The sequence below is a fragment of the Mycobacterium sp. MFM001 genome, assembly GCF_003402475.1.
In the GTDB taxonomy this organism is placed as follows: domain Bacteria; phylum Actinomycetota; class Actinomycetes; order Mycobacteriales; family Mycobacteriaceae; genus Mycobacterium.
Genome location: NZ_BFAB01000001.1, coordinates 465,298 through 492,226 on the forward strand (window position 1 = coordinate 465,298; position 26,929 = coordinate 492,226).

Genomic DNA, 26,929 nt, shown 5'->3' on the forward strand with positions numbered 1-26,929 from the left:
AGCGACCCGCTGCGCCCTGAGTAACCTGGCACGATGCGGATCCTGGTCGTCGACAACTACGACAGCTTCGTCTTCAACCTGGTGCAGTACCTCGGGCAGCTCGGCGTCGAGGCGCAGGTGTGGCGAAACGACGACGCCCGGCTGTCCGACCACGCCGCGGTAGCCGCCGAGTTCGACGGCGTGCTGCTCAGCCCTGGGCCCGGCACGCCCGAACGCGCCGGCGCCTCGATCGGCCTGGTACATGCCTGCGCGACGGCGCGCACCCCGCTGCTGGGCGTGTGCCTGGGGCACCAAGCCATCGGCGTGGCATTCGGCGGCACCGTGGACCGTGCCCCCGAGTTGTTGCACGGCAAGACAAGCAGCGTGTTCCACACGAATGTCGGTGTGCTGCAAGGACTTCCGGATCCATTCACGGCAACCCGCTATCACTCCCTGACGATCCTGCCGGAGACTTTGCCCGCCGAGCTGGAGGTGACCGCCCGCACCCGCAGCGGCGTGATCATGGGGGTGCGGCACACCGAGCTGCCCATCCACGGGGTGCAGTTCCATCCCGAGTCCATCCTCACCGAGGGCGGGCACCGGATGCTGGCTAATTGGCTGGCCTACTGCGGGCATCCCCGCGACGACGCGTTGGTGCGTCGGCTGGAAGACGAGATCGTGAAAAGTACTGCCGCGCTGCCGGCTACTGACCGAACTTCAGCGTGATCGGGCCGTCCTTGTTCACGCCCTGCCCCGCCGCCGGGCTCTGGTAGACGATCCGGTTGTGCTTGTCGCCGCCGGCGTCGACGTCGGCGCCCTTGACCAGCACACCCGTCCAGCCCAGCGCCCGCAGCTGCGGTTCGGCGTCGGTCCAGAACATGCCGGACAGGTCGGGCATCGTGAACTGGTTGCCCTTGGACACCTGTAGCTCGATCACCGAGTCCAGCGGCACTGTCGCATCGGCAGGCGGATTCGTGCCGACCACCTCGCCGGCCGGTCGGGAGCTGTCCACGGCGGCCTCGGTGAACTTGGTGAAGCCGTACACCGTGAGGTTCTTTTGCGCCAGCTCGACGGGCTGCCCGGTGACGGCGGGGATCTGCTTGGTCGCCGGACCGGATCCGACGATGACGGTGATCTCGTTGGTGATCGCCGAGGTCTGATTGGCCGGCGGATTGGTCCCGATCACCCGGTCTTTCATCTCGGGCGTCGACGGCGAATTGACTTGCTTGAACCGTCCGAAGCCCGCGGCCTTCAACTTCTTCACCGCCGACGCGTAGCTCAGCGACGAGACGTCGGGCACCTCACGCTGCTCGGGTCCGGTGGAGACGTTGATCGTGATCTCGTCGCCGGCGCCCACCGAGGAGTTGGCGCCGGGATCGGTGCCGATCACGTGGTCGGGCGGAACCGTCGAATCGGGCTTTTGCTGCGTGCGGGTCTTGAAGCCGCGGTTCTGCAGCGCCGCAATGGCATCGGCGGATGCCTGGCCCCGCACGTCGGGCACCTGCACATTGCGCATGTTGCCGCCGAACGTGTTGATGACGATCGTCACGACCACGGTCAGCACGGCCAGCACCGCCACCGCGATCAGCCAGCGGCCCACCGAACCGACATTGCGGTCCTTGGCGAAGTCGAGCTGTTGGCGCGGCAGCGGGTCGGTCTGCGGCCCCACCGGACCGGTGGGATGCGACGCCATCATCGACGTGCGCTCGGCGTCGGTGAGCACCTTGGGCGCTTCGGGCTGTTCGCCGTTGTGGACCCGGATCAGGTCGGCGCGCATCTCCGCGGCGGTTTGATAGCGGTTGTCGGGATTCTTGGCCAGGGCCTTGAGCACGACGGCGTCGAGCTCAGGAGAAATGCCCTCGTGCCGCTGCGACGGCGGGATGGGGTCCTCGCGGACATGCTGGTAGGCCACCGCGACCGGGGAGTCACCAACGAAAGGTGGTTCGCCGCAAAGTATTTCGTAAAGCACGCACCCCAGCGAATAGACGTCGGAGCGGGCATCGACCGGTTCGCCGCGGGCCTGCTCGGGTGACAGGTACTGCGCCGTGCCGATCACCGCCGCGGTCTGGGTGACGCGGTTACCGCCGCTGTCGGCGATCGCGCGGGCGATGCCGAAGTCCATCACCTTGACCGCATTGTTGTTGCTGATCATGATGTTGGCCGGCTTGACGTCGCGGTGGATGATCCCGTGCTGGTGCGAGAAGTTCAGCGCCTGGCAGGCGTCGGCGATCACCTCGATGGCCCGCTTCGGCGGCATCGGGCCGTCGGTGTGCACGATGTCGCGCAGCGTGACCCCGTTGACGTACTCCATCACGATGTACGGGAGCGGCCCGGCGTCCGTCTCCGCCTCGCCGGTGTCGTACACCGCGACGATCGCCGGGTGGTTCAGCGCCGCCGCGTTTTGCGCCTCACGCCGGAATCGCAGATAGAAGCTGGGGTCGCGGGCCAAATCCGCGCGCAGCACCTTGACGGCGACGTCGCGGTGCAACCGGACGTCGCGGGCGAGGTGAACCTCGGACATGCCGCCGAAGCCGAGGATTTCGCCCAGCTCGTAGCGGTCGGACAGGTGTTGCGGGGTGGTCATTACCGTATCTCGTGTCGATCCAGCGACGCGTGCGTCAACGCGACAGCTACAGGCTGCCCGTTTTGCTGTCCAGAATTACCTGTTAGCCCGCGATCCGTCCAATTGGACGGCTGAACGGTCGACGAGCCCGCGTTGCTGGGCGACTTGCTGGGCGTCCCGGTGTCCGTGACGGTCGGCGCCGACGGCTGGGGCTGGGTGTTCTCGTCGCGGGAGTTGATCACGATGAGCACGGCAATGATGATCGCCAGCGCGCCCAGCACGCCGGCCGCCCACAGCAGTGCACGCTGGCCGGACGAGAAGGTGCGACGGGGTGGCGGCGGTCGGTGTCCGCCGGTCGTCGGCCGTGATCGGCGCGCCGCCGGAGTACGGCCGCTGGGGTTGGTGACGGCTCTGGCTTTGGTTCCCGACGGGATGGAGGCTGGCGTGGCCCGCCCGGCTGCGGCCGCCTGGTTGGGGCGCGGCGGTCGGCGGCCCGCGCGGACCGCGGCGACCGCGTCGGCGAACGGCCCCCCGCTGCGGTAGCGCATGCCCGGATTTTTGACCAGCGTGATCTCGATGAGTTCGCGCACGTTGGGCGGCAGCTCACTGGGCAGCGGCGGCGGCGGCTCCTTGATGTGCTTCATCGCCACCGTCAAGGCGCCATCACCGGTGAACGGCCGCTTGCCCGAAACACATTCGTAGCCAACCACTCCCAGCGAATAGACGTCACTGGCCGGGGTGGCGTCGTGTCCCAGCGCCTGCTCTGGGGCGATGTACTGGGCGGTGCCCATCACCATGCCGGTCTGGGTGACCGGCGCCGCGTCGACGGCCTTGGCGATGCCGAAGTCAGTGATCTTCACCTGGCCGGTGGGGGTGATCAGGATGTTGCCGGGTTTGACGTCGCGGTGCACCAGCCCGGCGGCGTGCGCCACCTGCAGCGCGCGGCCGGTCTGCTCGAGCAGGTCCAACGCGTGGCGTAGCGACAGCTTGCCCATGCGCTTGAGCACGGAGTTCAGCGGCTCCCCGTTGACCAGCTCCATCACCAGGTAGGCGGTGCGGCCCTCGCCGTTCATCTGGGTTTCGCCGTAGTCGTGGACGCTGGCGATCCCGGGGTGGTTGAGCATCGCGGTGGTGCGCGCCTCGGCGCGGAACCGCTCGATGAATTCGGGGTCGGAGGAGAACTCGCTCTTGAGTACCTTGACCGCGACACGACGACCCAGCCGGTTATCCACCGCCTCCCACACCTGGCCCATGCCGCCGGTGGCGATGAGGCGCTGCAGGCGATAGCGGCCAGACAGCGTCACCCCTACTCGCGGGCTCATGGTCCTCCCTGCAGGGCGGCCTCGATCACCGCCCGTCCGATCGGCGCGGCCAGCGCACCGCCGGTCGCGGACAGTCGGTCGGCGCCATCCTCCACCAGCACCGCAACAGCCACCTTCGGGGTCTGCGCGGGCGCGAAGGCGATGTACCACGCGTGCGGTGGGGTGTTGCGCGGGTCGGTGCCGTGTTCAGCGGTACCGGTCTTGGATGCGATCTGCACGCCGGGGATCGCCCCTTTCTGCTGTGTGACTTGCTCGGCGCCGACCATCAACTCTGTTAGCTTAGCCGCGACCTGCGGCGACACCGCACGGCGCTGTTCGTGCGGGGTGGCCGTGCCGATGTTGGCCAGGTCCGGCCCCTTGAGGCTATCGACCAGGTACGGCCGCATGGTCACTCCGGCGTTGGCGATGGTCGCGGCCACCAGCGCGTTCTGCAACGGCGTCAGCGCGACGTCCTTCTGCCCGATGCTCGACATGCCCAGCGCGGCCGCATCCGGGATCGGGCCCAGGGTGGACTCCGCAACTTGCAGCGGAATGGGATCCGGCGCGGCGTCCAGACCGAACGACTGCGCGGTACTGCGCAGGGCATCGGCGCCGGTGAGCATGCCGAGCTGCACGAACGCGGTATTGCAGGAGTGCGCAAAGGCCTCGCGCAGCGACACCGTCGGCTCCTGGCCGCAGGAGGTGCCGCCGTAGTTCTCGAGCGTGGCGCTGCTGTCGGGCAGCGGAATCTTCGGGGCCGCGGTCAGCTGCTCGTCCTCGGTGGCGCCGGACTGCAGGGCGGCGGCGGTGGTGATGACTTTGAATGTCGAACCGGGAGGGTAGGTTTCGGCGATCGCACGGTTGGTCAGCGGTGAAGCCGGGTCGTCGCGCAGCCGTTGCCAGGCCTGTGACTGCTCCTCGGCGTTGTGTGACGCCAGCAGGTTGGGGTCATACGACGGCGACGACACCAGCGCCAGGATTTTGCCGGTGGACGGTTCCAGCGCCACGACCGCGCCCCGACACGCCCCGCCGCAGCCCTGCTGCATGGCGTCCCAGGCGGCCTGCTGGACATGCGGATTGATCGTGGTGTCGACGTTGCCGCCGCGCGGGTCGCGGCCGGTGAAGAAGTCGGCCAGCCGGCGGCCGAACAGCCGCTGGTCGGAGCCGTTGAGCAGCTGGTCTTCGGCGCGTTCCAGTCCGGTGCTGGAATAGCGCAGCGAGTAGAAGCCGGTCACCGGCGCATACACCGCGGGGTCGGGATAGACCCGCAGGAAACGAAAGCGGTTGTCGGTGGCCACCGAATAGGCCAGCAGTTGCCCGCCGGCGGTGATCTGGCCGCGCTGGCGCGAGTACTCGTCGAGCAGGACCCGCTGGTTACGGGGGTCGGCGCGCAGCCCGTCGGCGGTGAACACCTGAGTGAGGGTGGCGTTGAACAGCAGCAAGACAATCAGCGCCATCACGGTCAGCGAGATCCGGCGCAGGGAGGCATTCATACCCGCTCGATCACCTCGGTGCTGGCCGCCGCGATCGGCGACGTGTTGCGCGGGCGGGCACGGAACGGGCGTCGCGCGGCGTGTGAGATGCGCACCAGAATGGCCAGCAGCACATAGTTGGCCAGCAGCGACGAGCCGCCGTAGGACATCCACGGCGTGGTCAGTCCGGTCAGCGGAATGAGTTTGGTGACGCCGCCGACGACGATGAACAGCTGGATGGCCAGGGTGGACGACAGGCCCGCGGCCAGCAGCTTGCCGAAGCTGTCGCGCACCGCGATCGCCGTACGCAGCCCGCGGATGATCACGATCGTGTAGAGCATGAGAATGCCTGCGAGACCGACCAATCCGAGTTCCTCGCCGAACGCGGCGATGATGAAATCGGTCGACGCCGCGGGCACGGTATCGGGTTGGCCGTTGCCCAGGCCGGTCCCGAAGATACCGCCCGTGGCGAAGCTGAACAGCGACTGCACCATCTGGTAGCCGTTGCCGTCGGGGTCGGCGAACGGGTCCATCCACGTCTGGACCCGTACCCGGACGTGGTCGAAAACGTAGTACGCCGCAACGCTTCCCAGCGCGAACAGCGCCAGCCCGATCACGACCCAACTGAACCGCTGGGTCGCAAGGTAAACCACGACCAGGAACGACGCGTACAGCAATAGCGAAGTGCCCAAGTCCTTTTCGAAGATCATCACGCCGACGGAGATCACCCAGGCGGCCAGCAGCGGCGCGAGATCACGGGGGCGGGGCAGGTCCATGCCCAGGACGTGCTTGCCGGCGCTGGTGAACAGCCCGCGTTTGGCCACCAGCACCGCCGAGAAAAAGATGAGGAGCAAGATCTTGGAGAACTCGGCGGGCTGAATCGAGAAGCCCGGCAACCGAATCCAGATTTTGGCGCCGTTCTGTTCGGAGAACGACGCCGGCAGCATCGCGGGAATCGCCAACAGCACCAAGCCGGCCAGCCCGCTGAGGTAGCCGTAGCGGGCCAGTTGCCGGTGATCCTTCAGCGAGCTCACCACGAACGCGAACGCGGCCACCCCGACCACGGTCCACAGCATCTGCTGGTTGGCGCTGGGGCCGCTGTGGCGGCCGGGGCCGGCGAGGTCGAGCCGGTGGATCATCACCAGACCCAAGCCGTTGAGCAGGGCTACCACCGGCAACAGCAGCGGATCCGCGTAGGGCGCGAACCGCCGGATGGCCAGATGCGCGCCGACGAAGACGGCCAGGAAGGCCGCGGCGTAAGTCACCAGGTCCCAACGTAATCCGCGATCCTGGTTGGCCTGGACGATCGTCAATGCCGCCGCGGTGATCACGGTGGCGAAGCACAGCAACAGCAGCTCCGCGTTGCGCCGAGTCGGAAGCGGAGGAGTTACGGCGACCGGTGGCTGCGGCGCGGTGCTCAACTCGCGCGTCGCCTCGTCGTCCCCGGCGCGGGTCATGCCGCCGCCCGGCAATCGGTTCCTGGCTCGGGTGGCGGCGGGGGAAGTGCAGTCACTGTGGGCGCTGTGGTCGTCGGCGACGAACTCGGTGCGCCCGGTTCCGGTGTGCGGCTGGTGGTCGGCGGAGTCTGCGGCGCGGTCGACGGCGGCGAGGTGGCGCGCGGCGGCGGGCACGGCGGCAACAAGGAACCGGCTTGCAGTTGGTGAAGTTGCGCGATGGCGTCCTCGAGAGTTCCGGCCGGCAACCCCGCCGCGACCTGAGCACGTTCCGACGGACGCAGGTCGGACAGCTTCATCGGACGGCAGTTCAGCGTGCCCTTGGATTGGCCGTAGCTGATCTGCGACAGCTCGTTGCGGCCGTTGAGGCAGCCGACCAGATAGGGCTCGTGTAGGGGGAAGCCCAGGATCGAACCCTGGATGCCGCGCATGATCGACACGTTGCCGTTGTAGGCGGCGACGTAATAGTTGCTGCGAATCACCGTGCGCCCGACCGCTAGGCCGGACAGGATCAGCAGCACCACCAGCGCGGCGCCGATCGCCATCCGCCGTCGCGATCGCCGCGGGCGTGGGAACGTATCTATTTGCGGCAGAACGCGTTTGACGACGCTCTTGCGGGGATTGATGGCCGAGGCCCGCCCGGCGGCGGTGTTGGGCCGGGTGAGTTGGTCCTCGTCGCCCGATACCGCGCCCGCGATGATCGGCTGGGTGGGCCCGTAGTTGTCTTCGACGACGTCGGCCACCACGACGGTCACGTTGTCGGGTCCCCCGCCGCGCAGCGCCAGTTCGATGAGGCGGTCGGCGGCCTCGACGACGTCGGGTATCTTCAGCGCCTCGAGGATGGTCTCGTCGCTGACCGGATCCGAGAGCCCGTCGGAGCACAGCAGGTAGCGATCGCCCGCGTGTACCTCGCGCATGGTCAGGGTCGGCTCTACCTCGTGACCGGTCAGTGCGCGCATGATCAACGAGCGCTGCGGGTGGCTGTGCGCCTCTTCCCGGGTGATGCGTCCCTCGTCGACCAGTGTCTGGACAAACGTGTCGTCCTTGGTGATCTGGGTCAGCTCGCCGTCGCGCAGCAGGTACCCGCGCGAGTCGCCGATATGGACCAGCCCAAGCCGGTTGCCCGCGAACAGAATTGCGGTGAGCGTGGTGCCCATTCCCTCGAGATCGGGGTCCATCTCCACCTGGGCCGCGATCGCCGAGTTGCCGGACCGTACCGCGGCGTCGAGCTTGGCCAGCAGATCGCCGCCGGGTTCGTCGTCGTCGAGGTGGGCCAGCGCGGCGATCACCAACTGCGAGGCCACTTCGCCGGCTGCGTGACCACCCATGCCGTCGGCCAGAGCCAGCAGCCGAGCGCCGGCATAGACCGAGTCTTCGTTGTTGGAGCGCACCAGGCCGACATCACTGCGAGCCGCATAACGCAAGACCAGGGTCACGGGCGCAACTCGATTACAGTTTTGCCGATGCGAACCGGCGTGCCAATGGGAACCCGTACCGCCGTCGTCACTTTCGCCCTGTCAAGGTAAGTACCGTTGGTCGATCCTAAGTCCTCGACGTACCATTCCGAGCCTCGCTGGGATAGCCGCGCGTGCCGCGTCGAAGCGTAGTCATCGGTGAGCACCAAGGTCGAATCGTCGGCGCGGCCGATCAGCACCGGCTGGCCGCTCAACGTGATTCGCGCGCCCACCAGCGACCCTTCGGTCACCACCAGGTAGCGGGCAGCGGTGCGACGCTGCCGCGACGGCAGCAGGGTGCCGCGTAACGCCAAGCCGCGCCGCACCATGACCGCGCCGGTCGGCGCGTAGATGTCGGTGCGCAAAATTCGCAACACCGACCAAATGAACAGCCATAGCAGCATCAAGAATCCGGCGCGCGTCAGCTGCAGTACCAATCCCTGCATCTGGCGTCCTCTCCGTCCTGGCACCGCTTACTCCGCCCCGCGATACCGAGCACATCAGCAACGTCACGATACTTGGACAGCGCTTCACGCGGGGTGAAGCTGGATAGCTTGCCCGGCTGTGAGCTCAGTGAATATGGACGATGATCTCCGAATGGCCCAGGCGGATCACGTCACCATCAGCAAGCTGCCACTCCTGCACCGGCGCGTTGTTGACGGTGGTGCCGTTGGTGGAGTTGAGGTCGGACAGTAGCGCGACCTGTCCGTCCCAGCGGATTTCCAAGTGGCGACGCGACACCCCGGTGTCGGGCAACCGGAACTGTGCGTCTTGTCCGCGGCCGATGATGTTGGCGCCTTCACGCAGCTGGTAAGTCCGCCCGCTGCCGTCGTCGAGTTGCAGCGTGACGGTGGTGCCGGTGGCCCCGTAAGCGCCCTGACCATAACCGCCGTAGCCGCCGGCTCCTGCCTGGCCGTAGTCGTAGTCGCGGCCCGCCGGTTCGGCATAGCCTCCGGCCGCCGGGGCGTACCCGCCACCGGCCGGACCGGCGTCGGGGTAGCGACCGTAATCGGCTTGGCCGTAATCCTGGCGTCCGTAGCCCGGTGCGCCTTGGTAGCCCTGGTCGTAGCCGCCCTGGTCCGGGTACGCCGCTCGCTGGTCGGGTTGCGCGTAGCCGCCCTCGTCGTGGCGGGCCGGCCCGCGGCCGTAGTCGCCGTACTCGCCGTAACCCTGGCCGGCGGGCTGGCCGCCGTAGCCGCCCTGTCGATAGCCGGCGTCGTAGCCCGGGGCGCCGTAGCCGCCGGCCGGGCGCTGTTCGTACGGCGGGTAGCCGCCGCCCTGCTCGGGGTAGCCGCCCTGCTCCTGGTAGCCGCCCTGCTCGGGGTAGCCCCGCTGGTCGGAGTACCCGCCTTGATCCTGGTAGCCACGCTGGTCCGGGTAGCCGCCGCCGCCCTGCTCGGGGTAGGCGCCCTGTTCGGGGTAGCCGCGCTGCTCTTGGTAGCCGCGCTGGTCGGGGTAGCCGCCCTGCTCCGGGTAGCCGCCCTGCTCGGGGTAGCCGCCCTGGTCGGGGTAGCCGCCCTGGTCGGGCTGCCTCGGCGGATAGCCGCGCTGGTCGGGATAACCACCGGACTCCGGTGGATACGGGCCCCGCGGATCCTGGCCGCCCCGGGGTTCGTCGGCCCCGCGGCCGTAGGGGTCCTCGTAGTAATCGTCACCGGGCCGCCCCTGCCCCTGGCCGCCGCGATAGCTCGAATTCTCAGTCATCGGTGGTACTCCTGGTTCTGCGCGGAACGCATGATCTGATTGTGGCGGGGCGAAATCGCTGACGGTCGGGCGGGGCTCCACGTCGGGGTTGACAGCGCCGCGGGCGCGGAACTGCCCGGTGTGCAGGTTCGACGACTGCTCGAACCGAACGACCACATCACCATACGTTTGCCACCCCTGTTCGCCGATGTATGCCGCCAAGTGCTTAGCGAATGCGTCGGAAGTGAGAGCCGGGTCGGTGCCCACTTTCTGGTAGTCGTGCATACCGAGGGTAATGATGTATTCGTTCGGAGCCAAAAGGCGATTGCCCTGCAGCGGCCGAATACCGTCAGCCGCTTCCCGGCGCAGCTGGGCCTCGAGCTCTTGCGGGACGATGGAGCCGCCGAACACTCGGGCAAACGCATCACCGACGGTGGCCTCGAGTTTGCGCTCGATTCGTTGAACTAGCCCCTTCTGGCTGCTCATGTCCGGCGCCTGCCTTACTCGTTTTGCTGCCTCGCCGCTGCAGGGCGGACGACCTCCCTCGCGTCGTATCACCCGTGTTTCTTCTCAAATGGTATCGGGCCAGCACAGCCGGGCGGCACCTTCAGAACTCTGAGAATCGCATCTCGGCAGGTCACCGACCATCGAGCGCGCACGACCTGCCCATTCGGGGCACTGGCACGATTGGGGAAGCCAACTATTACAGTGGTAATCTCCACCGGTTGTTTAGGGCGAGTGGCGGAATGGCAGACGCGCTGGCTTCAGGTGCCAGTGTCCTTCGGGACGTGGGGGTTCAAGTCCCCCTTCGCCCACCATCTTGATCGAGACGTGTCATCGGGTGGCTGCGACGGGCGTCGCGACTCAGCCGATTTGAACGCGAAATGCAAACGGCAGCAACGGCTTCCAGAAGCGTGTGTGACGGCTCGGCCAATTCGGTAGCCAGTTAAGCCGCGCCAACTGACCGGAATCACCTCAAACCCATGGATATGTGGGATGCGTGCGGTATTCGATCCCGGCTAGGGCTAAGCGGGCGGGTCATTATGATGCACGCTTACGAGCGGGGTGGGGGCCAACGCGCGGCACGTCGGCGGAAGGTGGAGTCAGTGGGGTGGATCAGCGATCGATGGCATGACCTGAGCGACTTCGGGTCCACCGCCTGGCTGGGCCTTGCGCTTTGGGTGATCGTCGTCGTCGCTCTCGCGGCCTTGGTTTACGTGCGCTACCACCTGGCCCGCGTTCGCAGACTGAGCTTCGAAGACCACCGACCGCAGGTCACGATGTTCATGGAGCCGCATGCTGCGGACTGGCACCTGGTGGAACTCGTCGTTAGGAACTTCGGTCAGCGGACCGCGTATGACGTCCGGTTCCAATTCAACAACCCGCCCACCGTTGCCGAGTACGAGAACGCGTACGAGGGCATGGTCGACATCACCGAATTGCATCTGCCCGAGGAGCTGCCGGAACTGGCGCCCGGTCAGGAATGGCGCACTGTGTGGGATTCCGCCCTGGATCGTCACCAACTGGGCGGTGCTATTGCCTCGCGCTTCACCGGAACCGTCACCTACTACGACAGCCCGACGCCGGAAGGCCGGTGGAGCAATTACAAGGCGCGGCGACGCAAGCCGATCGAGACGAAAGTGGTGCTCGATTGGGGCACGCTTCCCCCGGTGCAGCGGATCGAATTGATGACGTCGCACGACTTGGCCAAGCGGGAGAAGCAGAAGCTGGAGTTGTTGCGCTGCTTGCTGACCTATTTCCAGGTCGCCAGTCAGGAAACCCGGCCCGAAGACGTGCGCAGTGAGATCGACCGGATCAAGCATGCGACGCAGGAAATTCGGAACCGGTGGCGCAGCAGGCAGCTCGAAGAACCGACTGACGTGCGCATGCGTCGGCCCCACTCGGCGCGCCCGCCGGCCCGTGACGGGCAACCGGAACCGGAGCCCAGTCGACGTCCGGGTCAGCCCGCCGAACGGCTCCCGTAGAATTTATCTGCCTGACTGGCGCCGACTTGACGTGCTAACTAAGAGCCGAGTAGCCCTCTTAGGGTGGCTGCTACGGTAACCGTGTGACCAAAGTGCCGAGGAATTACCGTCGTAGTTGACGCACCCTGGCGTCGCGGTCGGCGGGTCTTCCGGAAGTTCGTCTCGCCGAGGCCGGTGGGGTCGTGGGTTGACTTAAGGAGTCGGCGATGAGCGACACCGCGCAGGGTTCGCGCGTGGGGTCACAATTTGGGCGCTATCGCCTCACCCGCCTGCTTGGGCGCGGCGGGATGGGCGAGGTATATGAGGCCGAGGACACCGTAAAAGAGCGGGTCGTCGCGCTGAAGGTGCTGTCGCCGGCGCTGTGTCAGGACCCGGTGTTCCGTGAACGGCTGCAACGCGAAGCACGGACCGCGGGCCGCTTGCAGGAGCCGCACGTGGTGCCCGTCCACGACTACGGCGAAATCGACGGACAGCTGTACCTGGACATGCGCCTGATCCAGGGCACCGACTTGGCCACCCTTTTGAAAGAGTCGGGGGCATTGACTCCACCACGTGCGGTGGCAATTGTGCGTCAGGCCGCTTCTGCATTGGATGCCGCCCATGCCGCCGGGGTGATCCACCGCGATATCAAGCCGGAAAATATTCTGGTCACCCGCGACGATTTCGCTTACTTGGTCGATTTCGGCATTGCCAGTGCCACGACCGACGAAAGATTGACCCAGGCGGGCAGCGCGGTGGGAACCTGGAAATATGCTGCGCCCGAGCGTTTTACCAATGCCGAGGTAACTCACAGCGTCGATGTTTATGCATTGGCTTGTGTGCTGCACGAATGCTTGACGGGTTCGCCGCCATATCGGGCGGACAGTGCGGGCATGCTGATTACCGCGCACTTGATGGAGCCCATTCCTCACCCGAGTCAACTGCATCCCGGTATTCCGAGTGCATTCGACAAGGTGATCGCTCGCGGTATGGCCAAAGATCCCAAGGATCGTTATGCCAGCGCCGGCGAACTGGCACAGGCGGCTCTCGAAGCGCTGAGCGCGCGCGATCAGGATCGCGCGGGCGACATCATCGAGCGCAGCGAGGAAGCCACCCTGCCGGATCTCGAAGCGCGGCCGCTTCCTACGCCTCCCCCACCTCCGCCGCCAGCCACCCCGCCTCCGCCGCCAGGCCCCTCGGTTCGGCAGGCGAGTGGCACGGAGGCGCCGCCGCGCCCGACGCCACCACCGCAGCCCGCCGGCCCCGGCTGGGGTGGCGCCGGTGCGGGCCCGGTCCACGCGGGCCCGACCCCGGGCGAAGCGCCACGCTCAGCGCCGTCATTCACCCCGACTGGTAGTAGCTGGCCGGGCCAATTCGGTGCTCCGCCAATAGGAATGCCCCCGCGCCGACCCGCGCCCCTTAAGCGCCGGAAACAGAACCGCCGGCTTCCCCTGGTCGCGGCCGCGGTGGCTGTGGTCGCCATCGGTGGCTTGGTTTGGCTGCTTATTCCCGAGTCCACACCCGGCCCGTCGCCCACGACTGAGCCGACGCCCTCCCCCACCGCTTCGGCTCCCTCGGTGTCCACACCCCCGCCCGCCGAGTCCCAAGCCCGATTGTTCGGCATGCTGCCCCCCGGCTACCCGCCCGACGTCTGCAAGCCGATCACTCCGCCAAAAGATGCGTTTGCCAAGGTGTCTTGTGGCAGAAATGTCGATCCCGACGGGCCACCATCGGCGACTTACGCACTATTTCCGAACAAGGTCACGGCGCGCGCTGCCTTCGACAGAATCGTCAAGACTTCGACCCCGGTCGACTGCCCCGGCCGAATACAATCACCCGGCCCTTGGCACCGAAACGCCACGCCGGATCAGGTCAGCGGCATGCTGTTATGCGCCATGCAACAGGGCTACCCGGCGGTGGTGTGGACCAATGACGACGCACAACTGGTCAGCGTCGTCCAAGGCGAGCCGCAGGGGCCGACTCTGGAGCAGCTATATATGTGGTGGAGCACCCATTCCTGAGGCCTGTTGTCGGCCTGTTCAATACGGAAGGCGCATACAAACGTCGTGCGACGCCGCCGGGGCCAGTGGTAGAACAAGGGTGTTAATTACCGCTGGCGACAACTAGGCTCCACAGAATCGGCATAATGTGCCGGTGTTGGCGTAATCCGTCGCAGCGAAGCCGCCACCGAAGACGATTGAAGACGAAAAAGGAGTGAACCATCTTGAAGATCAGAACCACCGCCATGGCGGCAGCAGCCGCTGCAGCCGCAGGAGCCATCGGGATCGCGGGCGCATCGCTTGCCTCGGCCGATGAAGGCGCGACCACCAACAGCCAGAGTTTGGGCAGCCAGGCGAAGATCGTCAATGGCACCAACGTCCAGGGCTGGACTGTCGGTGACCTGAAGCAGAGCTCTGACACCATCCCTTACCAGCCGCACGGCACGCTGTGGGAAGCCACCGCCACCGATGAGGCCATCCAGGGCGGGGCCACGCCGATCGTGTCGAACTTCAACGCCGTGTCGCCAAGCGGCCAGACGTACCGCGTCTTGTACCAGGTCGCCACGCCGCAGGGCGTCAACCCGGCCGGTATTGCGCAGGGCGACAAGACCAGCGGCAAAATCTATTTCGACGTGACCGGCGACAACCCGAACTCCGTCGTGTACACCGACGGTGCCGGCAACCAGCTCGCGTCCTGGGTTCAGTCGTCGCAGTCGCAAGGCCGCACAGGGGGACGAGCCACACCGTCTCAGGCCGGCAACGCCACCACGCCCGCACAAACAGGGACGCCGGGGACGGCCACTCCCGCCGGCAACCCGGCGGGGCCCGCGGCCACCGGCAGCCAAGGGACGCCGATTCCGGCTGGCAGCCAGGGGACTCCTCCTGCCGCAGGCGGCGCCGCGACACCGGCGGGCAGCCCTGCCGCACCCGGGGCCGCAGGTACTCCGGCAGCGCCTGCAGGACCTGCAACACCCGCAGCGCCCGGAACAGCGGGTAGCCCGGCGGCTCCTGCTCCGGCCAACAGCCCGGAGTCGCCGGCAACGTCCGGTAGCCCGGAGACGGCACCCGGTAGTCAGCAGCCGGGTGGCAGCCAGGGAACGCCCGCTTCCGGGGGCACCCAACAGGCGCCCGGCACCGCCGGTAGCCCCGACACCACCGGCGGCAACCCCGCGACGCCGACACCCGGGGCAAGCCAGGCGACCCCGGCGGGCAGCCAGGGTGGGGCAGGCCACAACGGTTAAGCAAAGGATCAGGCCAGGAACGCTTCTTTCCTGACCCCGGACAGAATCCGACCCCTGCGGTTATCCGCAGGGGTCGGTTTCATTATGCGGCGCCTCGCCGCCACCCCCTCGTATTGGCAGCGGGGCGCCGTCTTGGTTATGCGGGGACCGGGCAGACTTTGCGGTCCCTGACGGGATAACCGTTGCGCTCGGCCAGGGAGCGCAACTGGCGCAGTGCAAACGTTCGTGCGCGGCCTGTTTCAGGAACCACGACACCGGCCCAAAGGCCTTCTACGCCGGGCAGTTCGCAGGCTTCTCGAGCGCATAGCCAGCGACGTGGGCAGGACCGGCAGATGGCCTTGGCTTCCTCGTCGGCGATCGTGGTCCAACGCTCCGGGTCTCGTGTGCACGCACCCAGCGGGAGTTCGTAGAGGGCTGTTGCGGTCATAGTGTCCCGTTCCTTCGGTAAGTGCCGCGGTGTCGCGGCCGATGGTTCAGAAGCGTATAGCACAAACCGTAGCAGTGCAACAGTTAGCGCTACATTCACCGCAACGACATGCGCAACGCTTTACGAATCGCATCCCCAACGTCACGTGGCACCGTATGACCCGTTAAGGCCACACCGGGATATAGCGGCGATCCGCGATCATACCGATGTCACAGCAGCTCAAGGTAGGAATAGTTCCGCGCCGGGCGCCGATCCTTGGGACTGAGCAGGCACTTATCCGTGGCCACTCACAGCGGCTGCAGGTCCACGAGTCACGCGGGTTTTCTGGACGGAAGCCGTAGCGCTGACACAGTTACTGCCGTCGGCGGCGCGTCGACTCACGTGAAGTATGTGACTTAACAAACGTAGCTGTGGCCGTAGCGCTTCGCCGCGTGCAACGGTTAAGATCGTTGGGTCGGCTAGAGCCACCCTCAAATCCAAGGAATCGCCGGAGATGACCAACGTCGAGCCGACTGGCGAGTCAACTCTGTTGATCGTGCAGGACGGCCAGAACTCCCATGCGATTGAACCGGGCCATGGCGTCGCCACGATCGGTAGGAATCCGGAGGACCGCGTGCGGATCGACGACCCGCGAATCGCACTCAAGGTCGAGTCCATCGACGGGCAGTGGCGGGTGGTCGACAACAGTCGCTACGGGATGTACGTGGACGGATTGCGTACAAGCTCGATCGCTGTCACTGGCAAGACAACCGTCCGCCTGGGTGACCCGAATCAGGGCCGACCGTTGACATTTGACGTCGTCGATCCGGACAAATCCGGGGATCAGCAGCGTCCGCGTGAGCCCGAAGACCTCGACGTCACCGGTACCTGGCAGATCGATGACCTGGACCCCGGTGTGGTCCGTGCAGGAGCGGCGGCCGCGGCACGTCGCCGCGAGCTCGACATCAGTCAGCGCAGCCTGGCCGCCGACGGGGTCATCAACGCCGGGGCGCTCATCGCTTTTGAAAAGGGACGTAGCTGGCCGCGGGAACGCACCCGGGCGAAGCTCGAGGAGGTGTTGCGCTGGCCGCCGGGTGCTATTGCGCGCATTCGCGAGGGCGGCCCCGTTCCCGGCGAAGAGGTCACCGAGATCCTTTCCGGCGACGAGCAGGTGCCGTTGATCGCGCAGGCCGTCATCGCCGCGGTGGACAGTTGCAGCCTGGCGATCTCCGCCCTGCCGCCCGTGCAGGATCCAGAATTCACCCGAGGGGTGACATCGATCCTGGCGGACTTGCGGCGGCTCGAGGCGGTTGCCATTCGGGCCACCCAAATCGGCAAGGTCACGCCACCGCTGATCAAGGCGCTCAGTACAGTGCGGCGCAACTATGACGAGTTGATGATGCTCGGCGCGGCGGCACCTGGCGCGACGCTTGGACAGCGGCTATATGCGGCGCGTCGGCGGGCGAACCTGTCGATATCGGAGACCGCGCAGGCGGCCGGCGTCACCGACGACATGATCGTCCGCGCGGAAACAGAGGAAGCGCTCCCTGCCGCGACTGCCGATGCGCTCGAATCCCTCATCGCCCAGATCAGCTGGCGTTGACGCTCCCTCTAAACAATTCTGGTCGCAAACGCCTGCGCGCACATGGGCATTAGGGTCGCCAGTACGACCGCATTCGGGACCGTGGTGTCCAGCCCGGTGACGAGGCGCGTCTTGCGCTTCTCCCCTGTCTGCGCCCATACCCTTGCTTGTCCGTGGTTCTTCGATGGGGACATGTTATTGAAGGCAGCGTTAACTTCGACATGGTAAAAGTCGGCCCACGAGTATGCTTTCGCACGGAAGACCTTCCCGCGGAAACCTGAATTCGACAGCGTAATGAAGCAGCCGCCGTCGTCGATCGTATACTCTACTCCCGCGCGCAGGGACGCGAGAACACGCTGAGCAACCAGCGGTTCAATAAACCGACGGGAGATGTCAGCTAATCCTCTCCACGCTACCTCGTTTTCTGGCACATCTCTTGCCACCGGATTATCGAAGTTGAGAGTGCAGTCATTTCCACGGATATCTTTTACACAAAAGCCCCGGTGAGTATGCATTCCGCTGCCATAATTATTTGCTGGACCAGGCACGCCGATTATTGTCCTGTTCCAGTACGCCACTTGAGTAATATCGCTCAACGCGATCCACTGCCCGTCTAGCATTAAGTGGTCGTTGGTAAGGGATATCAACCAGTGCTGACCGTCCCAGAAGTTGGTGACGGATCGACCGTCAGATCCCGGATACCATGGCATGACCGATACCTTCTCACAACCTCACCCGGGCGCAGCGACTGCATGCATACGTTGCTACGTACGGCATCGCGTCGTCTGCCGAAGTGAACATCCTTCGGACTGGTGCCGCTATCCCCTCGCCCAGCTGGAACTTTGGCCAAAGTTGCCGCCGCACCCTTTCGGATAAGAGCGGCGCTGGGGTGGATGCGACCGCAAAATTCATGCACTGAGGGCCATCGGCACGCTGATACGCTGTCATCCGACGAAGGGAGCTGCCCGGTATGGGTGATGGTCCGAATGAAGACGCAGGCCTGCAGAAGTTCTACGACTTATTAGGGGTACCTGAAAAGTTCTCAGAACTGCTGGATCCAGCCGGCGGCGGCGCTTTCCGTAAAAGCGGCAAAGCTCTCAACAACCTTAACGATGGTTGGAAAGCGCTCACCCATCTGGAGGGCGCGCTCGACGGCAATCCTAAAGATATCGTAGACCTCTTCGGCGACATTGGGAGTGGCGTCGGCAAGGGCTTGAAATTAAAGAGTCTTCCGGACGTGCTAAGGACCACCGGCAGAGTGATGGAGGCGGCCGGGAAGAAAGCCGGAATCGAAGGTCTGGAACAGTTTGGAAAGCAGCTGTTCTCCAAGGCGGGTTCGAAGTGGGTAAGCGGTCTAGCCGGCGCGGAGACGCCAATTATTGATGCCGCTTTGTTGGCCCTTACACTGATGAGTTTACAGCTCGGATTTGGAGATCCCGATTCGGGTGACCGATTTGGTAACGGTTCGACGCAGTTCCAACAGGTCTGCCAATTGTTGGAATCCGCCTTTCCCAACGGTTGGGAAGGCACGGGGTCGCATGCATATACCAAACAAAACACCAAACAGCAAGGCCGCGCAGAGATTATGGCGCACGCCGATAACATGATGCACGGGATTGTGCAAGAAGAGGCGCGTCAGCTCACGGAGACCCAGACATACATAGACGTCGCGTCCGACGTTCTTATGGTCTGTATTCCCGTCGCCATCGCGTTGTATGCCGTTCCCGTGGTCGGCCCAGAGATGTCATTGGCATTTCAAGCCGGAGCCGTGGCGGGTGCGATGCCTCTCCCCTACGCGCGGATGACCCAGATGGCCTTTCAGGCCATGCAGAACGCGTTACACGTACAGCAAGCGATCGGGAAATACAACGAGGTCGCATCGAGCGCGCACCCCACCGGTGCACTGTCTGCCTTCTGTCCGTCGCCGGGGACTCCTGGAACACCGGGTGGGCCTCGTAAATCAGGGACGCCCGGTGGTTCTGGCAAATCCGGCTCGCCGAGTGGACCAAGCAAGTCGGGGTCGCCAGGCGGGGCTGGCAAGTCGAGTGGGCCGAGCATGCCCAGTTCGCCGACTGGTCCCGGAAGGTCGGGCTCGCCGGGTGGGCCCAGCAAGCCGAGTTCGCCGGGTGGGCCTGGCAAGTCCGGGGCGCCCAGCGCACCCGGGGCGCCCAGCGCACCCGGCACGCCCAGCGCTCCCACCGGGCCCGGCGCACCCAGCACGCCTACTGCTCCGAGCACACCCAGCTCACCCGGCATGCCGAGCCGGCCCACGACACCCAGCTCACCCAGCACGCCACCACCGACGTCTCCCGGGACACCGTCCACCCGAAACGTCCCGTGGGTTACCACTGCACCGAGCGGTGGCGGCACCCCGGTTGCGACGGCATTCAGTGGGCAGACTGGCGGCGGCATGGCAAGCACCACCCCACCGGCACAGCCCGTAACGCCGGGAGCAGGGCCGGGGCCGAGCGTCCCGAAACCTCCTGGCCCGCAGATGGTTCCCGGTGCAGGACCCGACACGAGCAAGCTGCCGCCGATGGGGCGGGCACCCGTCAGCCACGAGGTCGAGACCGATACAGAGCAGGTGCACGAGCGGGCCACCTAAGGTTGGATCCGGTCAATCAATCGATACCGCGTACCACCGCGTCGGCGCAGTTGTAAATAAGGCAGTTGTAGATAAAGAGTAGGAAGAGGGGGTCAATCCATGACCGACCCGTTACAAGTCACAACGGACGAGCTGCATGAGCTGTCGAGCAAACAGCAACAGGCCGCGTCCCAAATCGGAGCCGCGTCCGCGGCAGCCCAGGGCGTCAGCAGCTCGATGGCAGTGAATCACGGGGTCATCTGCGTCGGCACCACCGCGGCGGTAATGATGGCCGAACAGACGCGCAGCGCCGCAAGCGCCGGCATGCAAGCGGTCTCAACCGACCTCGGCGAAAAGCTGAACATGGCGGCAACTAACTATCAGTGCACCGACCAACAAGAGGCCGGCAAGCTCGACGGACAAATGCACCCGAGGTAGACAATGACGACTCCCTATACGACCGACCGCACAGCGGGCAACATCGACGACGTCGTCGGCGTCGAGGTCACCATCGACGGCATGTTGGTGATCGCCGACCGCCTGAGCCTGGTGGATTTCCCGATCGCACTGGCCATCCGGCCCAACATCCCTCAGCTGGAGCTGCGGGACCTCGTCTGGGACCAAGTGCGACGTGACCTCACCGACCAGGGAGTCCTTGACCTGTACGGTGCGCCCCATCCGGCTGTGGCGGCGATGGTGGACACGCTCAGCAGGGCGGACCGGACGCTGGAAGCGCGGTGGTTCCGCCGCGATTTCGAGGGCGGCAAGATGGTGCGCTTCGTCGTATGCCGCAAGGGCGAGCGCCATGTGGTCGCCGCCCGCGACGGCGACATGCTGGTACTCCAATTGGTCGCACCGCAGGTTGGCTTGGCCGGCATGGTGAACACCGTGCTGGGTCCGGCCGAGCCCGCCGACGTCGAACCGCTCACGGGAGTCGCCAGCAAGCTTGCCGAGTGCACGACGCCGTCCCAGATCGCGCAGTACGGCGTCGCTCCCTCTTCGGCCCGCATTTACGCTGACATCATCGCCAACCCGACGAGCTGGGTCGAAATCACCGCAACTGAACGCCACCCAGGTGGCACGACCACGACAACCGACTTGGCAGCCGGTGTCGCGGACTCGCAGAAGGGCAGGCTGGTGTCGATTCCGCGCCGCGTTAACGGCGAGCTCTATGGCAGTTTTCTGCCGGGCACAAACGAGAATCTCCAGCGCGCGCTGGAGGGGTTGGTGGGATTCTTGCCGTCGGGTAGTTGGTTCGAGCGCACCGACGCGGAGTATTCATAGCAAGGGTTGGGAAGGAAGCATGGTGGATGGCGTTCCGCCATACGATCTAGATGGCGACGACGACGATCACGACGATCTGTCTGCCCTGGATTTCTCCGTCGCTGATGACGGCGCCGAGGAGTCCGTGCTAGATGTGTTCGACGAGTATGTCCCGAGCGGGGAGGCGGGGGATACTGACGGCGAATTGGACGCCTTCGGCGCTCCCGAAGAGGAGGACGAAGAGCTTCAATCGCCGCTGTTCACGGTGACCAACCCGCCCGGGACGGTGACAGTGACGGCGTACATGGATGGGCGCGTCCAGCGGATTGACCTGACGGCGAAAGTGACGACTATGACCGAATCCCATCTCGCTGAGGAGATACGCGTCATCGCGGACCTGGCCAGACAAAAGGCGCGGTCCGCGCAGTACGCGTTTATCTCCGAAGCGATGCGCGAACTCGGACAAGACAACGCGACTACACGCGACTTCCTGACCCGCGACCTGAATCTGCCTACGCCCGAGGAAGCGACCGCAGCGACGGCACAGGTCTTCGCAACACGATATGCAGGTGACCATGACTGATCATTTGGCGAACATGTTTGCCAGCGCTGTGAGCATGCTGCCCATGTCGCCGGCCCGATCCATGGAGTTGTTCACCGAGATCACGAACTACGACGAGTCCGCCTGCGATGCGTGGATCGGTCGGATCAAGTGCGGTGACACCGACCGGGTGACGATGTTCCGGGCCTGGTACTCGCGGATGAATTTCGGGCGACTGGCGGGCGCCGCAGAGATTTCGATGAACGCCCTCAACGCCAGAGTCCCGATCGGCGGCTTGTACGGCGACATCACTTACCCGATCACCTCTCCCCTGGCGATCACCCTTGGCTTTGCGGTCAGCGAAGCTTCCGCCGGCAGCTACGCCGATGCGATGGACGCCTTGGATAGCGCGCCGGCCAGCGGCGCGGAATTCCTGGTCTCGTGGGTCAAGGCGGTGGTCTACGGCGCAGCGGAACGCTGGACCGATGTGATCGACGAGGTGAGAGGATCCTCTACCTGGACCGACAGTTTCCTGGCTGCTGCGGCCAGCGTTGCTCATGGGGTTGCCGCAGCGAACCTGGGTCTGTTCAGCGAGGCTGAGCGTCGGCTCACCGAGACACACGATTCGCCCGCAGGTCAGGCATGTGGACGTGCGATCGCCTGGTATCTGGCGATGGTTCGGCGCGGCCAGGGCAACGAAGAAGGCGCGGTACCGCTGCTGGAATGGTTGCAGGCGAACTACCCTGAGCCCAAAGTTGCTGCGGCACTGAGAGATCCGGGCTACCGCCTGGTGCCTACCAGCGCCGAAAAGATCGCGGCTCGGAAAGATCCCTGGGATCCGTCCAGTGTTGTCGCCGATACCTCGGGTCAGGAGAAGCTGCTCGCCGAGGCCCAGGCCGAATTGGACCGTCAAATCGGATTGGGCCGGGTCAAAGAGCAGATCGAAAGATACCGGGCAGCAACCCAAATGGCGAAGGTTCGCGCTGCCAAGGGCATGAAGGTCGCCCAGGCGAGCAAGCACATGATTTTCGCCGGACCGCCCGGTACGGGCAAGACGACGATAGCCCGGGTGGTCGCCAATATCTTGGCCGGACTTGGAGTCATCGCCGAACCAAAACTCGTCGAGACGTCGCGCAAGGACTTCGTCGCCGAATACGAAGGCCAGTCGGCAGTCAAGACCGCCAAGACGATCGACCGAGCGGTCGGCGGTGTGCTGTTCATCGACGAGGCTTACACGCTGGTACAGGAGCGAGACGGCCGCGCCGACCCGTTCGGCACAGAGGCGCTCGACACTCTGCTGGCCCGGATGGAAAATGACCGCGACCGCCTCGTGGTGATCATTGCCGGCTACAGCTCTGACATCGAACGACTGCTGGAGGTCAACGACGGGCTGCGGTCACGCTTCGCAACCCGCATCGAATTCGACTCCTACTCGCCGGAGGAGATCCTCGAGATCGCGAAAGTGATTGCCACAGCCAACGATTCGACGCTAAGTATCGACGCGGCCGAGAACCTGCTGGAGGCGGCGAAACTGCTGAGTCAGCGCACATTCGGTGACAAACCGGCGCTCGATGTGGCGGGTAACGGCCGCTACGCACGCCAGCTGGTGGAATCGGCTGAGCAGTTCCGGGACATGCGACTGGCACAGGCCATCAACATCGACGACCTGGACGTCGACCGCCTGCGCGAGATCAACGGACAGGACATGGCAGAGGCCATCGCCGCCGTGCACCGACGCCTCAATATCGGCGAGTGAGATATGGCGGGATTTCGGCTTACCACCAAGGTTCAGGTCAGCGGTTGGCGATTTCTGCTACGCCGTGTCGAGCATGCCATCGTGCGGCGGGACACCCGCATGTTCGACGATCCGCTCGCCTTCTACAGCCGGGCAGTGGGTTTGGGCATCGTTATTGCGGTGTTGGTGGGGCTCGGCGCCGGGATGCTGGCGTATTTCAAGCCGCTGGGCCGCCGTAGCGGCGACACGCTGCTCGTCGACCGCACCACCAATCAGCTCTATGTGGTGTTGCCGGGAACCGGTCAGCTGCATCCGGTCTACAACCTCACTTCTGCGCGATTGGTGTTGGGGAGCGCCAGCAACCCCTCGGCGGTGAAGTCCGCCGAATTGGACAAGATGCCAAAGGGACAGCGCATCGGGATCCCCGGAGCTCCGTACGCCACGCCGGTTTCATCCGATGCGTCGTCCGATTGGGCGCTGTGTGACACCGTCGCCAACCCGGAGAGCGTCGCCCCTGCGGTCGACACCTCTGTGATCGCAATGCCTTTGGCCACGGATCGGTCGGTCGGTCCGATGCAACCGAATCAGGCACTGCTGGCCACCTATCGCGGCAAGGAATGGGTGGTGACCAAAACCGGACGCCACGTCATCGACCTGACCGATCGGGCCGTCGCGTCGGCCGTCGGCATACCGGTTACCGCCAAGGCGACTCCCATGTCAGAAGGAATGTATAACGCGATACCCGACGTCGGGCCGTGGCAGTTGCCGCCGGTGCCGGGCGCAGGCGCGCCCAATACCGTTGGCCTGCCGGAGAATTTGCTGATCGGATCGGTCTTCCAAACCCAGAGCGAGTCGGGGCCGCAGAAGTTCGTGGTGCTGCCGGACGGCGTAGCCCGTGTGAACGCGACGACTTCGGCGGCGTTGCGTGCAACCAATTCGTTCGGGTTGATCTCGCCTCCGACGATCGAGTCGAGCGTGGTCGCCAGGATTCCCGAACGGGTGTACGCGTCGCCGCTGCCCGATGAACCGCTTACGATCCTCGCCCGCAAGGATGCACCCACCTTGTGCTGGTCATGGGAACGTGAGGCTGGCGACCAGTCTCCGAAGACCGCGGTTTTGAGCGGGCGACACCTGCCGATTCCGCCGGCGGCCATGAACACCGGTATCAAGCAGATCGACGGGGCCGCAACGGTTTTCACTGATGGCGGGAAGTTCGTACAGCTGCAATCACCGGATCCCAAACACGGGGAGGCGCTGTACTACATCGACCCCCAGGGTGTGCGCTACGGGCTGCCAGACCAGGAGACGGCTAAAACGCTGGGCCTGACGTCGCCGAAGAAGGCGCCATGGGAGATCGTGCGGCTGCTCGTGGACGGTCCGGTGCTGTCCAAGCAGGCAGCGCTGCTGGAGCATGACACGTTGCCCCCTGACCCGAAGCCGCGGAAAGTCCCGGGAGAGAGCTGATGACGACCAAGAAGTTCACTCCGACCGTCAAGCGCGGGCCACGGCTGACGCCCGGCGAAATCAGTGTCACCCCGCCGGAGGATCTCGGCGTCGAGATTCCGCCGTCAGGCGTCCAGAAGGTGCTGCCCTATGTGATGGCCGGCGGCATGCTCGGGATGATCGCGATCATGGTGTTCACCGGCGTCCGGCAATTGTCGCCCTACATGTTGATGATGCCGCTGATGATGATCATGGCGACAGTCGGTTTCATGGCCGGCGGCGGACCGGGCGGCAAGAAAGTTCCCGAAATCAACGCCGACCGTCGGGAATATCTGCGATATCTGGCAGGCCTGCGCACACGTGTGACTTCATCGGCAAGTGCACAGGTGACGTTCTTTGGCTATCACGCACCGCATCCGGACGACCTGCTTTCACTGATCGGCACTCATCGCCAGTGGTCCCGCCCTGCCAACGCCGACTTTTTCGCGGCCGCCCGCATCGGGATAGGTTCCGAGCCCGCGGTGGACCGCCTTTTGAAGCCAGCACTCGGCGGCGAGCTGGCCGGCCCTGACGCCGCACCGCAACCGCACCTGGAACCGGTGAGCCACATGTGGGTACTGAAGTTTTTGCGTACCCACGGGCTTATCCACGACTGCCCGAAACTGGTGCAGCTGCGGACATTTCCGACCATCGCAGTCGGAGGCGATGCGGAGGGCGCGGCCGGACTGCTGCGCGCAATGATCTGCCACCTTGCCGTGTTCCATCCGCCAGACCTCATGCAAATCCGGGTGCTCACCGAAAACCCGGAGGACCCGCAGTGGTCGTGGCTGAAATGGCTTCCGCATGTGCAGCATCAGACGGACACCGACGCCGCCGGGTCGACCCGGATGATTTTCACCCGTCCCGACGGGCTTAGCGATCTGACCGCGCGCGGTCCGCACACACCGGACGCGGGTCCCGGCGGACCGCACATCGTGGTGATCGACTTGACCGGCGGTTCCGCCGGTTTCCCGGTCGACGGCCGCGCCGGCGTCACCGTCATCACCTTGGGCAACCATCGCGGATCTGCTTACCGCATAAGGGTTGACAAGGACGGCACCGCCGACGACCGGCTGCCCAACCAATCGTTCCGTCAGGTGACATCAACAACCGACTGGGTTTCGCCCGAGCAAGCCACCCGCATTGCACGGAAACTGGCCGGCTGGTCCATCACCGGCACGATCATCGACAAGACCACCCGGGTCCAGAAGAAGGTGTCCACCGAATGGCATCAGCTGGTCGGGGCGCAGACAGTGGAAGAAGTGACACCGAGCCGGTGGCGGATGTTCGCCGACACCGACCAAGACCGGCTGCGGATCCCGTTCGGGCATGAGCTCAAGACCGGTGAGGTCATGTACCTGGATATCAAGGAGGGCGCGGAATTCGGGGCCGGACCGCACGGCATGCTCATCGGTACGACGGGATCGGGTAAGTCCGAATTCCTTCGAACGCTGATCCTGTCGCTGGCCGCCACCCACCATCCGAACCAAATCAACTTGCTGCTCACCGACTTCAAGGGTGGCTCGACGTTCCTGGGCATGGAGCGACTGCCGCACACCGCGGCCGTCGTCACCAACATGGAAGAAGAGGCCGAGCTGGTCAGCCGGATGGGCGAGGTTCTCACCGGCGAACTCGACCGTAGGCAAACGATTCTGCGTCAGGCCGGCATGCAGGTCGGTGCTGCAGGTGCGCTATCCGGTGTTGCTGAGTACGAGAAGCACCGCGAGCGCGGCGCCGACCTACCACCGCTGCCAACACTTTTCGTAGTCGTCGACGAGTTCGCCGAACTACTGCAGAACCACCCGGACTTCATCGCGTTGTTCGACCGGATCTGCCGCGTCGGTCGGTCGCTGCGAGTCCATCTGCTGCTAGCCACTCAGTCGCTGAACACCGGCGGTGTGCGCATCGACAAACTCGAGCCCAACCTGACGTATCGAATCGCCTTGCGGACCACCAGTTCTGCGGAATCCAAGGCGGTGATCGGTACACCTGAAGCGCAATACATCACCAACAAGGAAAGCGGTGTCGGATTCCTGCGGGTCGGTATGGAAGACCCGGTCAAGTTCAAGAGCGTCTACACCGGTACGCCGTACGTTCCCACCGTTCACAAGGACGGCGAAACCAACGGTGAAGCACCCGTGCAGCACCGCAGACGCGACATCCAGATCCATCGGTTCACCGCGGCGCCGATCTTCGACCGGGCGGTGATGTCATGACCCGCGCCG

At 65.2% G+C, this 26,929-nt stretch carries 22 protein-coding genes, 1 tRNA gene and 1 pseudogene; 14 read left to right on the forward strand and 10 right to left on the reverse strand.

The features are described from left to right. The first annotated feature begins 33 nt into the window (after nt 1-33). Nucleotides 34-705, forward strand: a complete 672-nt coding sequence (locus tag MFM001_RS02295; RefSeq protein ID WP_116373116.1) for an aminodeoxychorismate/anthranilate synthase component II — start codon at nt 34-36, stop codon at nt 703-705. Here MFM001_RS02295 and pknB read toward each other — a convergent pair. The 7 genes from pknB to MFM001_RS02330 all read right to left on the reverse strand — a co-directional run bounded on the left by pknB (nt 683) and on the right by MFM001_RS02330 (nt 10,392). Continuing rightward, nucleotides 683-2,563, reverse strand: coding sequence for a Stk1 family PASTA domain-containing Ser/Thr kinase (pknB, locus tag MFM001_RS02300; RefSeq protein ID WP_116373118.1), 1,881 nt, complete (start codon nt 2,561-2,563; stop codon nt 683-685). The genes MFM001_RS02295 and pknB overlap by 23 nt on opposite strands. After that, complete coding sequence (locus MFM001_RS02305) at nt 2,563-3,864, reverse strand: serine/threonine-protein kinase (protein WP_116373120.1); 1,302 nt, start codon at nt 3,862-3,864, stop codon at nt 2,563-2,565. The genes pknB and MFM001_RS02305 overlap by 1 nt, the downstream gene beginning before the upstream one ends. Then, nucleotides 3,861-5,336: a D,D-transpeptidase PbpA gene (gene pbpA, locus MFM001_RS02310; RefSeq protein WP_116373122.1), complete on the reverse strand. Its 1,476-nt coding sequence runs from the start codon at nt 5,334-5,336 to the stop codon at nt 3,861-3,863. Before pbpA ends, MFM001_RS02305 begins: the two co-directional genes overlap by 4 nt. Continuing rightward, entirely contained in the window at nt 5,333-6,772 is a 1,440-nt protein-coding gene (locus MFM001_RS02315; RefSeq protein ID WP_371685045.1) for an FtsW/RodA/SpoVE family cell cycle protein, read from the reverse strand. The genes pbpA and MFM001_RS02315 overlap by 4 nt, the downstream gene beginning before the upstream one ends. Next, on the reverse strand, nt 6,769-8,205 hold the full coding sequence (locus tag MFM001_RS02320; protein ID WP_116373124.1) for a PP2C family serine/threonine-protein phosphatase: 1,437 nt from the start codon (nt 8,203-8,205) through the stop codon (nt 6,769-6,771). Before MFM001_RS02320 ends, MFM001_RS02315 begins: the two co-directional genes overlap by 4 nt. Beyond that, entirely contained in the window at nt 8,202-8,669 is a 468-nt protein-coding gene (locus MFM001_RS02325; RefSeq protein ID WP_116373126.1) for an FHA domain-containing protein, read from the reverse strand. The genes MFM001_RS02320 and MFM001_RS02325 overlap by 4 nt, the downstream gene beginning before the upstream one ends. Before the next feature lie 124 nt (nt 8,670-8,793). Then, a complete protein-coding gene (locus tag MFM001_RS02330) occupies nt 8,794-10,392 on the reverse strand; it encodes an FhaA domain-containing protein (RefSeq protein WP_116373128.1) in 1,599 nt (532 codons plus the stop codon). 246 nt (nt 10,393-10,638) lie between these two features. Between MFM001_RS02330 and MFM001_RS02335 the strand changes: the two genes are divergently transcribed. The 4 genes from MFM001_RS02335 (at nt 10,639) to MFM001_RS02350 (ending at nt 15,111) form a co-directional block, all read left to right on the forward strand. Further along, a tRNA-Leu gene (locus MFM001_RS02335) sits at nt 10,639-10,724 on the forward strand. 288 nt (nt 10,725-11,012) lie between these two features. Further along, entirely contained in the window at nt 11,013-11,891 is an 879-nt protein-coding gene (locus MFM001_RS02340) for a hypothetical protein (RefSeq protein WP_238158853.1), read from the forward strand. Between the two features lie 206 nt (nt 11,892-12,097). Next, nucleotides 12,098-13,891: a serine/threonine-protein kinase gene (locus tag MFM001_RS02345; protein ID WP_116373130.1), complete on the forward strand. Its 1,794-nt coding sequence runs from the start codon at nt 12,098-12,100 to the stop codon at nt 13,889-13,891. 203 nt (nt 13,892-14,094) lie between these two features. Beyond that, the gene (locus MFM001_RS02350; RefSeq protein WP_238158858.1) at nt 14,095-15,111 is read left to right on the forward strand and encodes a DUF1942 domain-containing protein; all 1,017 of its coding nucleotides are present in this window, start codon (nt 14,095-14,097) and stop codon (nt 15,109-15,111) included. 136 nt (nt 15,112-15,247) lie between these two features. Here the strand turns inward: MFM001_RS02350 and MFM001_RS02355 are convergent, their stop codons facing one another. After that, a complete protein-coding gene (locus MFM001_RS02355; RefSeq protein WP_116373132.1) occupies nt 15,248-15,538 on the reverse strand; it encodes a WhiB family transcriptional regulator in 291 nt (96 codons plus the stop codon). Between the two features lie 493 nt (nt 15,539-16,031). Between MFM001_RS02355 and MFM001_RS02360 the strand changes: the two genes are divergently transcribed. Further along, a complete protein-coding gene (locus tag MFM001_RS02360; RefSeq protein WP_238158861.1) occupies nt 16,032-17,120 on the forward strand; it encodes an FHA domain-containing protein in 1,089 nt (362 codons plus the stop codon). 8 nt (nt 17,121-17,128) lie between these two features. On the opposite strand, the gene MFM001_RS24270 is transcribed toward MFM001_RS02360, so the two are convergent. Then, complete coding sequence (locus MFM001_RS24270; RefSeq protein ID WP_142760659.1) at nt 17,129-17,809, reverse strand: hypothetical protein; 681 nt, start codon at nt 17,807-17,809, stop codon at nt 17,129-17,131. 698 nt (nt 17,810-18,507) lie between these two features. Between MFM001_RS24270 and MFM001_RS25135 the strand changes: the two are divergent. Further along, nucleotides 18,508-18,750 (forward strand): annotated as a pseudogene (locus MFM001_RS25135) (EspA/EspE family type VII secretion system effector); the annotation flags it as partial. Nucleotides 18,751-18,917: 167 nt separating this feature from the next. Here the strand turns inward: MFM001_RS25135 and MFM001_RS24275 are convergent. Then, the gene (locus MFM001_RS24275; RefSeq protein WP_142760660.1) at nt 18,918-19,511 is read right to left on the reverse strand and encodes a collagen-like protein; all 594 of its coding nucleotides are present in this window, start codon (nt 19,509-19,511) and stop codon (nt 18,918-18,920) included. On the opposite strand from MFM001_RS24275, the gene MFM001_RS24280 reads away from it, so the two are divergent. From MFM001_RS24280 to eccCa, 7 genes are all read left to right on the forward strand, one after another. Next, nucleotides 19,510-19,704: a hypothetical protein gene (locus tag MFM001_RS24280; RefSeq protein ID WP_142760661.1), complete on the forward strand. Its 195-nt coding sequence runs from the start codon at nt 19,510-19,512 to the stop codon at nt 19,702-19,704. The two genes, MFM001_RS24275 and MFM001_RS24280, sit on opposite strands and share 2 nt — an antisense overlap. Before the next feature lie 99 nt (nt 19,705-19,803). Further along, nucleotides 19,804-20,121: an ESX-1 secretion-associated protein gene (locus MFM001_RS02370; RefSeq protein WP_116373136.1), complete on the forward strand. Its 318-nt coding sequence runs from the start codon at nt 19,804-19,806 to the stop codon at nt 20,119-20,121. Nucleotides 20,122-20,124: 3 nt separating this feature from the next. Next, a complete protein-coding gene (locus MFM001_RS02375) occupies nt 20,125-20,967 on the forward strand; it encodes an ESX secretion-associated protein EspG (protein ID WP_116373138.1) in 843 nt (280 codons plus the stop codon). A gap of 19 nt (nt 20,968-20,986) precedes the next feature. After that, nucleotides 20,987-21,529: a YbaB/EbfC family DNA-binding protein gene (locus MFM001_RS02380; RefSeq protein WP_116373140.1), complete on the forward strand. Its 543-nt coding sequence runs from the start codon at nt 20,987-20,989 to the stop codon at nt 21,527-21,529. After that, nucleotides 21,522-23,243 (forward strand): type VII secretion AAA-ATPase EccA, encoded by a 1,722-nt coding sequence (gene eccA, locus MFM001_RS02385; RefSeq protein ID WP_116373596.1) that lies wholly within the window; start codon nt 21,522-21,524, stop codon nt 23,241-23,243. Before MFM001_RS02380 ends, eccA begins: the two co-directional genes overlap by 8 nt. Before the next feature lie 3 nt (nt 23,244-23,246). Further along, nucleotides 23,247-24,686, forward strand: a complete 1,440-nt coding sequence (gene eccB / locus MFM001_RS02390) for a type VII secretion protein EccB (protein WP_116373142.1) — start codon at nt 23,247-23,249, stop codon at nt 24,684-24,686. After that, nucleotides 24,686-26,920 carry a type VII secretion protein EccCa gene (gene eccCa, locus MFM001_RS02395; RefSeq protein ID WP_116373145.1) on the forward strand — a complete coding sequence of 745 codons (2,235 nt, stop codon included), beginning with the start codon at nt 24,686-24,688 and terminating at the stop codon, nt 26,918-26,920. The genes eccB and eccCa overlap by 1 nt, the downstream gene beginning before the upstream one ends. The last annotated feature ends 9 nt before the right edge of the window (nt 26,921-26,929 follow it).

Coding starts and splice junctions, on each gene's coding strand:
- MFM001_RS02295 (WP_116373116.1), top strand. CDS start 34: ATGCGGATCCTGGTCGTCGACAACTACGACAGCTTCGTCTTCAACCTG.
- pknB (WP_116373118.1), bottom strand. CDS start 2,563: ATGACCACCCCGCAACACCTGTCCGACCGCTACGAGCTGGGCGAAATC.
- MFM001_RS02305 (WP_116373120.1), bottom strand. CDS start 3,864: ATGAGCCCGCGAGTAGGGGTGACGCTGTCTGGCCGCTATCGCCTGCAG.
- pbpA (WP_116373122.1), bottom strand. CDS start 5,336: ATGAATGCCTCCCTGCGCCGGATCTCGCTGACCGTGATGGCGCTGATT.
- MFM001_RS02315 (WP_371685045.1), bottom strand. CDS start 6,772: ATGACCCGCGCCGGGGACGACGAGGCGACGCGCGAGTTGAGCACCGCG.
- MFM001_RS02325 (WP_116373126.1), bottom strand. CDS start 8,669: ATGCAGGGATTGGTACTGCAGCTGACGCGCGCCGGATTCTTGATGCTG.
- MFM001_RS02330 (WP_116373128.1), bottom strand. CDS start 10,392: ATGAGCAGCCAGAAGGGGCTAGTTCAACGAATCGAGCGCAAACTCGAG.
- MFM001_RS02345 (WP_116373130.1), top strand. CDS start 12,098: ATGAGCGACACCGCGCAGGGTTCGCGCGTGGGGTCACAATTTGGGCGC.
- MFM001_RS02355 (WP_116373132.1), bottom strand. CDS start 15,538: ATGACCGCAACAGCCCTCTACGAACTCCCGCTGGGTGCGTGCACACGA.
- MFM001_RS02360 (WP_238158861.1), top strand. CDS start 16,032: ATGACCAACGTCGAGCCGACTGGCGAGTCAACTCTGTTGATCGTGCAG.
- MFM001_RS24270 (WP_142760659.1), bottom strand. CDS start 17,809: ATGCCATGGTATCCGGGATCTGACGGTCGATCCGTCACCAACTTCTGG.
- MFM001_RS24280 (WP_142760661.1), top strand. CDS start 19,510: ATGGCAAGCACCACCCCACCGGCACAGCCCGTAACGCCGGGAGCAGGG.
- MFM001_RS24275 (WP_142760660.1), bottom strand. CDS start 19,511: ATGCCGCCGCCAGTCTGCCCACTGAATGCCGTCGCAACCGGGGTGCCG.
- MFM001_RS02370 (WP_116373136.1), top strand. CDS start 19,804: ATGACCGACCCGTTACAAGTCACAACGGACGAGCTGCATGAGCTGTCG.
- MFM001_RS02375 (WP_116373138.1), top strand. CDS start 20,125: ATGACGACTCCCTATACGACCGACCGCACAGCGGGCAACATCGACGAC.
- MFM001_RS02380 (WP_116373140.1), top strand. CDS start 20,987: ATGGTGGATGGCGTTCCGCCATACGATCTAGATGGCGACGACGACGAT.
- eccA (WP_116373596.1), top strand. CDS start 21,522: ATGACTGATCATTTGGCGAACATGTTTGCCAGCGCTGTGAGCATGCTG.
- eccB (WP_116373142.1), top strand. CDS start 23,247: ATGGCGGGATTTCGGCTTACCACCAAGGTTCAGGTCAGCGGTTGGCGA.
- eccCa (WP_116373145.1), top strand. CDS start 24,686: ATGACGACCAAGAAGTTCACTCCGACCGTCAAGCGCGGGCCACGGCTG.